Consider the following 13,456-nt stretch of genomic DNA (forward strand, 5'->3'; position numbering starts at 1 on the left):
CGTGATGCCGCGCGCGGCACGGGGCACGTAAGCGTTTCAATTCGTTCGAAGGTCGGGGCCGAGGGTCGATAATCAATGGATCTTGCGCAGCGTCTCAATCATCTCGAGTCGGTTCATGACTGGCAAGGGCTCGTCGAGGAGCTCGAGAAGGGGATTGCGGCCGAAGGGGACGCGACCCGGAAGGCGGCATATCACCTGAAGCTCGGGCGGCTGCTCGAGGAGAAGTTCCTTCAGGCCGTCAAGGCGCTGAAGCACTTCCAGGACGCATACAAGCTGAATCCAGCGCTGCTCGAGGCGCTGGAGTCGGCTCGTTCCATCTACTGGGACCTCGGCAAGACCAACATGGTCCAGAAGCTCCTGGAGCTCGAGCTGAGGAACGCCCCCGAGGGCACCGCGGCCGCCGAGCTCCGCGTGGAGCTCGGCGACGTGCTCTGCGACGCGGGCGATTTCGAGCGCGCGACGGAGATGTACGCGAAGGGCCTCGCCGCGTCCGGCGGGACGAGCGAGGAGGCGCGTGCCTGCCTCTTCGACATGCAGGTCGATCAGTCGTCGTGGTCGGCGCGCATGGCGGAGCTGGTGGACGCGGCCGACGCGGCCGCGAGCATCGACGAGCGCAAGCGGCTGCTGCTCCGCGCGGCGCGCCTCGCGAAGCGCTTCGATCGCGGTCAGCTCGAGGACCTGCTCCGGAGGGCGTACGAGACGGCGCCTTCCGACAAGCAGGCCGCGGCGATGTTCGAGGGGCTCCTCGTCGAGGCGGAGCGGCCGCAGGCGATCGTGGAGACGCAGCGGCGCATCCTCGACGCGCGCGCCGGCGTGGCGCGCGGAGAGGCGGCGTTCAAGTTCGGCGTCCGCTGGGCGACGCGGCACCAGAACGTCGAGATCGGATCGAAGCTCCTCGAGGAATCGCTCCGGTTCGATCCCTCGAACGAGGCTGCGTTCGCCTACCTGCGCGAGCTCTGGGGGACGAAGGAGGGCAACTGGGAGCGCGTCGCGTCGCTGGCGGAGAGCGCTGCCAACCAGAACGGCAGCTCCCCGTACATGATCGCGCAGGCGGGCGGCATCGCCTGGCGCCAGCTCGGCAACCTGATCCGGGCCAGGAGCTGGTTCGAGAGGCTCTCGGCGGTCGCCCCGACGCACCCGAGCGTGAGCGCGTTCGAAGCGCAGATCGGCGAGCGCCTCACGGCCGCGCCTGTCGCGCCGTCCGCGCCTCCGCCGGCCGCTGCCGCGCCTGCGCCCGTCGTCGTCGCGCCCGCGCCCGTCGTCGTCGCGCCCGCGCCTGTCGTCGTCGCGCCTGCGCCCGTGGCCGTCGCGCCTGCGGACGCCACGCCGCTTCCCACGAGCGCGCCTGCGCCCGTCAGCGCGCCGGCCCCGCTCAGCGCGCCGGCCCCGGTGAGCGCGCCGGCCCCGGTGAGCGGCAGGGCGAGCGCGCCCGCGAGCGCTCCTGTCGACGCCTCGTCGGTGGACGCGCGCGACGCGAGGTCCTCGGTGGCCGACATCGAGCCGCCGCCTCCCGCGCGGGCTCCCGCCGAGAGCAGGCCTGCGGATTCGGAGGTCGGCCGGCGGCCGACAGCGCCGCCGCCTCCAGGCGCGGAGGTCGCGGGCCGCGTCGAGGAGCTCAAGGCCAAGGCCCAGAAGCAGGAGCAGGCCAAGCGGTACAACGAGTACGTCAAGACGCTGATCGAGATCGCCGAGGCGGTCTCGGATCCTGCCGAGAAGATCGACAACTACGCGAAGGCGGCGGAGCTCTACTCGGGCAAGTTCTCGAACGCGGCCGAGGCGGTGAAGTGCTACGAGTCGATCCTCGCGATCGACGGCGAGCACGCGCAGGCGATCGACTTCCTCCGCCAGAGCTACGAGAAGCGGCGCGACTGGGAGAAGCTCATCGGGCTGCTCCGCCGCGAAGCCGCAGCGCTCCCGGAGGGCGGCGATCGCGCCGCGAAGTACCTCGAGATCGCGAAGCTCGCGTCCGAGCGGGTGAAGAAGGTCGACTTCTGCATCGAGCTCTGGGACGAGGTCCTCGCGAACGACCCGGAGAACCCCGAGGCGCTGAACGCGCTGGCCGGGCTCTACGAGAAGAACAAGGACTACCAGGCGTTCGCGAGGGTGCTGCAGAAGCAGGTCGACACGACCTTCGACAGCACCCAGAAGCTCGCGCTCCTCAGCAAGCTCGCGCAGCTCTACGGCGAGCGCCTCAAGGACGACGAGGCGGCCGTCAAGGCCTGGCAAGAGGTGATCGCGCTGAACCCCCAGGACCGCAAGGCCCAGGAGGCGCTCAAGAAGGCGTACCTCCAGCTGCAGCGCTGGGACGACCTCGAGGTGTTCTACGCCGAGAGCGGCAAGTGGGACGAGTTCATCCGGGTCCTCGAGTCGCAGGAGGCCAAGGAGACCGACGACGCGGCCAAGATCAGCCTGCTGGTCAAGATCGCCGAGCTCTGGATGGTCCAGAAGCAGAAGGCGGATCGCGCCGCGCGCGCCTACGAGAAGGTGCTCTCGATCGACGGCTCGCATCTCGCCGCGGCCGAGGCGCTCATCCCGATCTACACGCAGGCGAACAACCCGAAGGGGCTCGCCGGCGCCATCGAGGTGAAGCTCTCGCACGACCAGGACGACGTCTCCCGGCTCGACCTCTACCGGCAGGTCGCGGCGCTCTACGAGACGCGCCTCAAGGAGCCGCAGCGGGCGTTCGAGCGTTACCTCTCGGCCTTCCAGATCGCCCCGCAGGACGAGCAGTGCATCGATGACGTCGAGCGCGCCGCGCGCTCGACGGAGGGGTGGGACGCCCTGATCCAGGCCTACTCGTCGGCGATCTCGCGCGCGGAGGGCGAGGGGGACATCGCGCTCGGGGTCGATCTCCGGCTCCGGCTCGGGCGGGTGTTGCTCGACGAGGTGAAGCGCATCGACGAGGCGCTCTCGCAGTTCCGCGCCGTGTACGAGGCGGACGGTGAGAACCAGGCCGCGATCGGCGCGCTGGAGCGGCTCTACCGCGAGACGGGCCGGTTCGGCGAGCTGCTCGGCATCTACGAGAAGAAGCTCGGCATCGTCACCGAGCCGGAGGAGCGCAAGCAGATCCTCTACGCGATCGCGGAGCTCTACGAAGGGGAGCTGCGCGACGCGGCGCAGGCGATCGGGACGTACCGCCAGGTGCTCGACGACGAGCCGACGGACCCGCAGGCGCTCGCGGCGCTCGACAAGCTCTACCGCGAGCAGCAGGACTGGGAGTCCTACGTCGACGTGCTCCGCAAGCGGATCGACTCTCCGCTCGACGAGCAGGCGCTCATCGACCTCAAGTTCCGGCTCGGGAGCACCCTCGAGAAGCACCTGAACGATGCGGCCGGAGCGCTCGAGAACTACAAGGAAATCCTGATCCTCGATCCGGGCAACGACGCGGCGCGCCTCGCGCTCGAGGCGCTGCTCTCGAACGAGTCCCTGCGGGCCGAGGCGGCGGCCATCCTGCAGGAGATCTACGAGGGGCGCGGCGACTGGGAGAAGCTGATCCAGGCGCTCGAGATCCTCGCCGCGGCCGAGGGCGACACGGCGACCCGCGTCGCGCTGCTCCGGAAGGTGGCGCGGACGGCGGCCGAGAGCCTGAGCGACCTGGGCCGCGCGTTCGACGCGCAGTCGCGGGCGCTCAAGGACGACCCGTCGCACGCCGAGACGCGGGCGGAGCTCGAGTCGCTCGCCGCGCAGGCGGGCGCCTGGGACAGGCTCGACGTCATCTTCAGCGAGATCGCCGATTCGCTGAGCGACGCGCGGCTGAGCCGCGAATACTGGATGCGCCTCGGGAGCATCCACGAGCGGCTCGGCAAGGTCGAGGAGGCGGCGAACGGCTACCTCCGCGTGCTCTCGATCGATCCCGCCGACTCGGAGGCGCTGGAGGCGATGGACGAGCTCTACCGGCGCACCGAGCGCTGGGGCGACCTCATCGGCGTCTACCGGCGCCGCATCGAGCTCGTGCACGAGCCGACCGAGCGCGAGGGCCTCTATGCGCAGATGGCCGAGGTCTACGAGCAGCGGCTCGGGCAGCCGGAGGAGGCGATCGCCGCGTACCGCGAGGTCCTCTCCATCGACAACACGAGCCTGGTGGCGCTGACGGCGCTCGACGGGCTCTTCAGCCGCCAGGGCATGTGGGAAGAGCTGGCGGACAACCTCGAGGCGCAGCTCGGCATCGCGGTCGAGGAGGAGGAGCAGATCCGGCTGATGCTCCGGCTCGCCGCGCTGCGGGAGTCGCGGATGCGGCTCGTCGACTCGGCGATCGACATCTACCGGCAGGTGCTCGAGCGCGAGCCGACCAACGTCGAGGCGCTCGGGGCGCTCGAGCGCCTCGGGAAGGTCGCCGAGCACGAGCTCGCGATCGCGGAGATCCTCGAGCCGCTGTACCGCCAGTCGGGCGACTTCCAGAAGCTCATCGGGGTGCACGAGGTGCAGGTGCGGCGCAGCGACGACGTGACCCGTCGCGTCGAGCTGCTCCACCAGATCGCCGTGCTCTACGAGGACGCGGGCGGCGACCTCAGCTCGGCCTTCGACACCTACGCGCGGGCGCTGAGCCAGGATCCGGCCTCGGAGTCGACCCAGGAGGGGCTCGACCGGCTCGCGCGCGCGACCGGTCGCTTCGCCGACCTGGCGCGCGTGTTCGAGACGCTGGCGGCGCAGCAGACCGACGCGGAGCTCGCGAGCTCGCTCTACACGATGAGCGCGCGGATCTACGAGGGAGACCTCGGCGACATGGACAGCGCCGTCGGGCACTACCGGCGCGTGCTCGAGATCGATCCGCGCAACCTGCACGCGGCCGAGTCGCTCGAGCGGCTGTTCAGGACCTCGGAGCGCTACAACGAGCTGTCGCAGATCCTCCAGCAGAAGGCGGACATCCTCGACGACCTGAGCGAGAAGAAGCTCGCCCTCTTCCAGGCCGCGAGCCTCGAGGAGGAGGTGCTCGAGCGGCACGATCAGGCCATCGCGGTCTACGGCAAGGTGCTCGAGCTCGACGCCGAGGATCTGCGGGCGATCGACGCGCTGACGAAGCTCTACCTCAGCCTCTCACGCTGGCAGGAGCTCCTCTCGGTCTACGCGAAGAAGGCCGATCTCGTCCTCGATTCGAACGAGAAGAAGCGCATCTACTACCAGATCGGCGCGGTGTACGAGCGCGAGCTCGGCAACGTCGCGAGCGCGATCGACACGTACCAGCGCGTGCTCGAGATCGATCCGGATGATCTCCAGGCGCTCGGGCGGCTCGACGTGCTCTACCAGACGTCGCAGAACTGGCTCGAGCTGCTCAGCGTGCTCCAGCACGAGGCGGAGATCACCGCGGACCCGGCGGAGGGCATCAGCTACCAGTACCGGATCGCGGAGCTCTACGAGAAGCACCTCGACGACGTGTCCCGCGCGATCGAGCTCTACCGCGATCTCCTGCAGCAGATGCCCGATCACGAGCCGACGCTGCGGGCGCTCGAGCAGATCAAGGACGGCAGCCGCGAGCCGCTCGGCGCCGCGCTGGTGCTCGAGCCGATCTACGACGCGTCCGGCGAGTGGCAGAAGCTGATCAGCGTGCTCGAGGTCCGGGTCAAGGTGGCCGAGGACCCGTACGAGAAGGTCGATCTGCTCCACCGCATCGCGCGCCTCTCGGAGGAGATGCTGAGCGACCACGTCACCGCGTTCGAGACGTACGCGCGGGCGGTGACGTGCGACATCGGCAACGAGGAGTCGCTCTCGAACCTGGAGCGGCTCGCGATGATGGTGAACCGCTGGCCGCAGGTCGCCGCGCTGTACGACACGGAGCTCGGCCGGCTCGACGAGGAGCCGGCGCGCTTCGTGGAGCTCGGGCTCCGGCTCGCGCAGATCTTCGAGACGCAGCTCGACGACATCGACAGCGCCGTCGCGCGCTACCGGCGCGTGCTCGAGGTCGAGCCGGAGAACCAGACCGCGATCGCGTCGCTCGATCGCCTGTTCACCGCGACAGAGCGGTGGGGCGATCTCGTCACCATCCTGTCGCGCGAGTCGGAGATCGCGCAGTCGCCGGACGAGATCCTCGAGTTCAAGTACCGGCTCGGCGTGGTCTATCAAACGCGGCTCAACGACCTGCCCGCGGCCATCGGGGCGTACCGCGAGGTGCTCACGGCGGCCCCCGAGCACTCGCCCACGCTCGAGGCCCTCGAGGGGCTCTTCGCGGCCGGGATCAAGCAGATCGAGATCGGCGCCATCCTGGAGCCGCTCTACCAGGCGGCGGCGGAGTGGGAGAAGCTCGGCGGGGTGCTCGAGGCGGAGCTCACCCACCTCACCGAGGCGCAGGAGCGGCAGGCGATGTACTACCGGCTCGGGGAGCTCCAGGAGGAGCGCCTCATCTCGCCGGACGGGGCCCTCGCCGTCTTCATGCGGGCGTTGAAGGAGTACCCGGGCGACGAGAAGACGCTCGAGGAGGTCGAGCGGCTCGCCGGCTCGGTCGACGGCGGCTGGGAGATGCTCGCCAACGCGTACGCCGACGTGCTGGGCATCCACAGCGACAAGGACGTCCAGACCGGCATCGGCAAGCGGCTCGCGCGGGTCTTCGAGACCGACCTCAGCGACGTCGCCAAGGCCGAGGAGACGTACCGGTACGTGCTCGGCATCGAGCCGCTCGAGGCCGAGGCGCTCTCGAACCTCGATCGGATCTACACGCAGCTCGAGCAGTACCCGGAGCTCGCGAGCGTGCTCGAGCAGCGGGTGCGCGCGACCGAGGATCGGCCGGAGCTCGTCGACCTGTATCTGCGGCTCGGTCAGACGTACGAGGAGCGGCTCGGTCAGCTCGACGACGCCATCCGCGCGTTCCGGCGCATCTTCGACGAGCTCGAGACGACGAACGAGCAGGCGATCAGCGCCCTCGAGCGCATCTACACGGCCAAGGGGGCGTGGACGCAGCTCAAGATCGTGCTGGAGCGGGAGCTCGAGAACGCGATGGGCGACAGCCAGGAGGCCGATATCCGCGCCAAGATGGCGCACCTGCTCGCCGATCGGCTGAACGACGTCCAGGGCGCGGTCGAGACCTGGAAGCGCGTCCTCGACCTCCGTGGCGAGGATCCGGAGGCGCTCGGGGCGCTGTCCAACCTCTACGAGCGGGTGGGGCAGTGGTCCGAGCTCTGCGACGTCCTCGAGCGGCATTACGACATCGCGATCGACGATGAGTCGCGCGTCGCGGTGCTGCTCCGCCGCGCCAAGCTGTTCCACGAGCAGCTCGGCCGCGACGACTCGTCGCTCGACGACTACCAGCGCGTCCTCGACATCGACTACGCGAACCTCGAGGCGCTCTACGCGATCGCGGCGATCTGGCGGCTGCGCAACGAGCCCGAGCAGATCGTGAGCTCGCTCCACCAGACGGTGGATCGGGCGCGGGACGTGCTGCCGGCCGAGAACGTGATCGCGCTGTACCGCGAGCTCGGGACGACCTACCAGCACGTCCTCGGGCAGGCGTATGACGCCATCGACGCCTGGAGGAAGCTGCTCGAGGTCGACCCGAAGGACTTCGAGGCGATGGCCGCCCTGGAGAACCTGCTCCGGGCCGAGGGGCGCTGGGTCGAGGTCGTCGACGTGAAGATGGGCCGGGCGGCGGCCTACGAGTCGCCGGCGGACAAGGTGCGCGAGTACCTCGAGGTGGCGCAGATCTGGGAGCACCAGGTCGAGGAGAAGGACCGGGGCACGCTCGCGTACGAGAAGGTCCTGGAGCTCGAGCCGACGCACGACCAGGCCTTCGCGGCGCTCGAGCAGCTCCACGACGCCGCCCGGCGGAGCGAGCCGCTCATCGAGCTCTACCTCGCGCGGCTCGAGTCGCGCGAGGAGGTCTCCGACAAGACCGACATCCTCCGCAAGGTGGCCCGGGTCTTCGAGGAGCAGCTCGAGGACAAGCCGCAGGCCTTCGACGCGCTGCTCACGGCGTTCGAGATGGACTTCTCCGACATGGACACGGTCCGCTACCTCGAGCGCATGGCGCAGGCGACGAACCGCTGGCCCGAGCTCGTGCAGACGGTGAACGGGTGGCTGCAGCAGCAGACGGCCCCGCTCCAGAAGATCACGCTCTGCCTGCGCCTCGCCAAGTGGTACGCGGAGGACCTCGGCCACCCCGAGTACGCCCAGCCGTACTACCAGCAGATCCTCGCGCACGACCCGAACAACGTCGCCGTGCTGCGCCAGATGGCGAACTTCTTCAAGAAGACCGGCCAGTGGCAGCAGCAGGGGCAGATGCTGACGAGCGCCCTCAACGTCGCGGTGACGGACGTCGATCGGAAGGAGGTCCTGACCGAGCTCGGCGAGGTGCTCGAGAAGCACATGGGCGAGGTCGAGCAGGGGCTCAGCTTCTACCGGCGTGCCCTCGACGTGGATCCGCTGCACCTGCCGGCCCTCGAGGCGCTGGAGCGGATCTACACGGATCGCGATCAGTCGAACGATCTCGTCGACGTCCTGCTCCGCAAGGCGCGGGCCGTGAACGAGCCCGACGTCGTCGCGGCCGTGAAGCTGCGCACCGCCGGCCTCTACGAGTCCAAGCTCGGCCTGATCGAGAAGGCCGGCGCGGTCTACCGCGAGGTGCTGGACATCGACGCCTCGAACCTCCTCGCGATGCGGGGGCTCGAGCGCGTCTACACGGCGACGCACCAGTGGCCCGATCTCGTGCGCGTCCTCGAGATGCAGCTCGACGTGGTCACCACGGAGCGCGAGCGCATCGACGTGCTGATGAAGATCGCGACCCTCCAGGAGGAGCAGTTCCTGAAGCCCGATCTGTCGGCCGCGCGCCTCGAGCAGGTGGTCGAGATCGATCCGAGCCACGAGCCCGCGCTCGAGGCCCTGGAGCGCTGCTATCGCCGGCTCCGCCAGTGGCACGATCTCATCAACACCTACGATCGCCACATCAACGCGGCGGAGGATCGGCAGAAGAAGATCGAGCTCTGGTCCCACACGGCCAAGGTCTACGCGGAGGAGATCGAGGACCTCGACCGCGCCATCGACGCGTACCTGAACATCGTCGACATCCAGGACACGCACATCCCGGCCCTGGAGGCGCTGGCGAAGCTCTACGAGAAGCAGGACAACTCGGCGAAGGCCATCGAGTACATGACGCGCGTCGCCGACCTGACGGCCGACGGCAAGCAGCGCGTCGAGATGTACTTCCGGATCGGCCGGCAGCTCGACGAGAAGCTCGGCGAGCGGGTCCAGGCCCAGGAGCGCTTCGAGATGGCGCTCGATCTCGATCCGTCGCACGTGCCGACGCTGGCGGCGCTGCGGGTGATCGCGATCGACGCGGCCGACTGGGACCGGGCGGCGCGTTACCTCGATCAGGAGCAGATGAACACCGACGCGCCCCGCGCCAAGGCGCGGCTGCTCGTCGAGCTCGGCAAGCTCCGGGACGACATGCTCGGCGAGCACGCGCTCGCGGTGCAGGCGTACGAGATGGCGCTCCAGAGCGATCCCGACAACGAGGACGCCGCGATGCCGCTCCTGAGCGAGTACGTCTCCACCGAGCGGTGGGCCCAGGCCGAGCCGCTCGCGGAGATGCTCGTCAGGAAGAGCGGCAAGCGCGATAGGTCAGAGCAGCACCGGCTGCAGCGGACCTTCGGGCGGGTCCTCGAGCGGCTCGGCAAGGACGACGCTTCGCTCAAGGCGTACACGGCCGCGCACAACCTCGATCTGACCGACCAGGAGACGATCCGGGGCCTGGCGGACGTCAGCTTCAAGCTCGGCGACTGGGCGAGCGCGCTGACGAACTACCAGAAGGTGCTCACCAGCCTCGACGAGGCCGAGACCGAGGAGCGCGCGACCGTCTACTACAAGCTCGGCTGCATCAAGCAGGCCCAGGGGCAGTCGAAGCAGGCGGTCAACAACTTCGAGAAGGCGCTCGGGGCCGAGCCCGCGCACCGGCCGACGCTCGAGGCGATGGTCGCCGTCTACGACGCGCTCAAGGACTGGAAGCAGGTCTGCCACTACAAGCGGCTGATCCTCGACAACATCATGGACGGCGCCGAGCGGTTCAAGATGTTGAACGACATCGGCGACATCTGGGTCGAGAAGGAGAACAACATCCCGAAGGGCGTGGAGGCCCTCGAGGAGGCGCTCGACCTGGAGCCGCAGAACCACGTGCTGCTCCACAAGCTGCTCCAGCTCTACCAGCGCACGGGGCAGTGGGAGCGGATGGTGGACTGCCTCCAGCGCATCGCGGAGCTGGAGCCGCAGCCGGATCGGAAGAGCCGTTACCTCTACACGATGGCGCAGATCTACCGCGACAAGCTGGACGACCCGGCGCGCGCGGTGGAGCTGTTCAACGACACGCTGGACCTGAACCCGCACTCCCTCGAGGCCTTCGAGCGCATCAACAAGATCCTCACGGCGCAGAAGGAGTGGAAGCAGCTCGAGCGGGCGTACCGCAAGATGCTGCACAGGGTCGCCGGCAAGGGGAACACGGACCTCGAGTACAGCCTCTGGCACGCGCTCGGGCTCATCTACCGCGATCGGCTCGGCGACAGGACGGCCGCCGTCGAGACGTTCCGCATGGCCTCGCGGCTCAAGCCCGAGGACGCGACGGAGCACCTGATCCTCGCGGAGCTCTACGAGCAGTCGGAGCAGTTCGATCTGGCGACCGGCGAGTTCCAGGCGATGGTCAAGATCGATCCGATGAAGATCGACCCGTACAAGCGGCTCTACCGCCTGTACGTGGACAGCAAGCGCTACGACCAGGCCTGGTGCGTCGCGGCGGCGCTGTCGTTCCTCCGCAAGGCCGATCCCGACGAGCAGCAGTACTTCGAGGACTACCGCCCGCAGGGGCTCATCCAGGCGAAGAGCCGGCTCGACAACGAGCAGTGGATCAGGAACCTGTTCCACGAGGAGGAGAACCTCTACGTCGGCAAGATCTTCGAGATGATCGCGGGGGCCGCGCTCAGGGCGAAGATCGAGACGCTGAAGCAGCGCCGTGAGCTGCCGGTCCTCGATCAGCGCTTCCTCCAGGATCCGGCGACCTCGACGGTGACGTTCGCCCGGACCTTCGGGTGGGCGGCCAACGTCCTCGGCCTGCCGGCGCCGCGGCTCTACGTGCGGAGCGACGTGCCCGGCGCGCTCGTCGCGGTGGCGAACGAGCAGCCGGCGTCCGTCGCGGGGCAGACCGTGCTGACCGGGTTCTCTCCGCAGGAGCTCACGTTCATCGTCGGCAAGCACCTCGCGATGTACCGCGGCGAGCACTACATCAAGACGCTGTTCCCGACGGTCACCGAGCTGACGGTGCTCCTCTTCGCCGGGATCAAGCTGGTCGCGCCCGACACGTCGGTCCCGCCGGACATCGAGAAGCAGATCACGGCGACCGCGCAGACGCTCCGCGGGTTCATGCAGCCGATGCAGCTCGAGGGGCTCCGCATGGTGGTCAAGAAGTTCCTTGCGGAGGGCGCGAAGGCCAACATCAAGCGGTGGGTCCAGTGCGTCGACATCACCGCGGCGCGCACCGGCCTGCTCCTCTCGGGCGATCTCGAGATCGCGAAGAAGATCATCGCCGCCGAGCCGCAGCAGCCCGGGGATCTCCCGCCCCAGGACAGGCTCAAGGAGCTGATCGTCTTCTCGACAAGCGATCAGTATTTCGCGCTGCGTCAGGCGCTCGGGATCGCCATCGGCGAGGGGTGATCCCGCGCGGCAGCAGGGCCTAAGTAGCGGAATTCACCTCATTAACCGGAGCACCCGGGGCACTCGGGGGAGCGCGCGTGTGCTCCTCGCCCCGGGGCTCCGCTGTGCCGGAGGGATGCACATCTCCATGAGTCTGCTTGACGAGTCAGCAATCCTTACGAACGATCAGGTGCTGTGACCTCGTCATCGATGATCGTCCGGCTCCCCGTGCAGTCCGCGAGAGGCTTCGGGAGATACAGGCTGATCGCAAAGCTTGGGCAGGGAGGGATGGCCGAGGTCTTCCTCGCTGCGCATCGCGGCCCGCTCGGGTTCGAGAAGCTGGTCGTGATCAAGCGGCTCAAGCCGGGGATCGCGACCGAGCCCGAGGTCAACGCGATGTTCCTCGACGAGGCGAGGCTCGCCGCGCGGCTGAACCACCCGAACGTCGTGCAGACGTACGAGTGCGGCCAGATCGACGACCAGTACTACATCGTGATGGAGTACCTGGAAGGGCACTCCCTCGATCGGATCTGCAGGAAGATCGACCCGTCGCGTCACCGCGCGGTCTACCTGGCGATCCTCGCCGATGCGCTCGCCGGGCTTCACTACGCGCACGACCTCATGGATTTCAACGGCCAGCCGCTCCAGGTGGTCCACCGCGACATCAGCCCGCACAACATCTTCGTCACCTACGACGGGCAGGCGAAGGTCGTCGACTTCGGGATCGCGAAGTGGGCGACGCGCGACGCGGACACGAGCACCGGCGTCGTGAAGGGGAAGATCCGGTACATGGCGCCGGAGCAGGCCCTCGCGACGATGGTCGACCGCCGCGCGGACATCTTCTCGATGGGCCTCATCTTCTGGGAGCTCGTCGTGGGCGAGCGCTTCTGGGGGGATCTCTCCGACGTGCAGATCCTCCAGCGGCTCACGTTCGGCGAGATCCCGAAGCTGCGCGAGCGGTGGCCCGCGGCGCCTGACGCCCTCGAGCGGATCTGCTCGCGCGCGCTCGCGATGGCGCCCGAGGAGCGGTACGCGACGGCGGCCCAGATGCGTGACGACGTCGAGGCGTACCTGGCGACGATGGGCCGCCGCCCCTCCTCGGCCGAGATCGGCCGCCTCATCGGTGAGACCTTCGCGCACCGCCGCGCCGAGGTGCGGTCCGCGATCAGCGACCAGCTGGGGCGGCTCCACGCCAGCGCGGCCGAGGGCGGGGAGGAGTTCGAGATCCTGCCGGTGCTCGAGGAGCGCGGCGCCGTGCCGTGGTCTCAGCGCATGCCGCTCTCGCAGATGTCGCAGCAGTTCTCCGCGCCGGTGGGGGACCAGATGCTGGGCGACGACCCGTCGCGCGAGGACAGCATCTCGAACCGCCAGACGATCCCCACGATCATGGTCGCCAACACCAAGTCGACCCGGCGGAAGGCGCTCTGGAGCGCGGGGATCGCGGTGCTCTCGATGCTGCTGATCGGCGGCGCGTGGGCGGTCCTCACGCTCCGCCCCACGACGACGCCGGAGGGCGATGTTCCTGCGGAGACCAGGGGGGGCGAGGCCACGCCGCCTTCTCCTCCGACCTACGCGCCCCCGGTCGCCAACCTCGTCGAGCTCCGGATCATCGCCACGCCGCTGGACGCGAAGATCTACCTCGACGACGTGGAGCTCCCCAGCAACCCGTTCTTCGCGAGGTTCAGCCGGGATGGCACCGGGCACCGCATCCGGGTCACGGCCGACGGGTACACCCCGGAGGCGCGCTTCGTGGTGTTCACGCGCGACGAGGTGCTGACCATCAACCTCCGCCCGGTGCCGTCGACGTCCCCCAAGGCGGGCGGCGGCACCGCGCCTCGGAAGTGACCGGCAGCGCCGCGGG

The 13,456-nt window shown here is 68.9% G+C and carries 2 protein-coding genes; both read left to right on the forward strand.

Going from position 1 to position 13,456, the window contains the following annotated elements; all coding sequences use genetic code 11:
• Positions 1-75: 75 nt before the first annotated feature.
• Positions 76-11,616, forward strand: a complete 11,541-nt coding sequence (locus WMF34_RS15260) for a tetratricopeptide repeat protein (protein WP_437993729.1) — start codon at positions 76-78, stop codon at positions 11,614-11,616.
• 267 nt (positions 11,617-11,883) lie between these two features.
• A complete protein-coding gene (locus tag WMF34_RS15265) occupies positions 11,884-13,440 on the forward strand; it encodes a serine/threonine protein kinase (protein ID WP_231864852.1) in 1,557 nt (518 codons plus the stop codon).
• Positions 13,441-13,456: the final 16 nt, after the last annotated feature.

This window comes from Sorangium sp. So ce145 (genome assembly GCF_051525985.1).
In the GTDB taxonomy this organism is placed as follows: domain Bacteria; phylum Myxococcota_A; class Polyangia; order Polyangiales; family Polyangiaceae; genus Sorangium; species Sorangium cellulosum_B.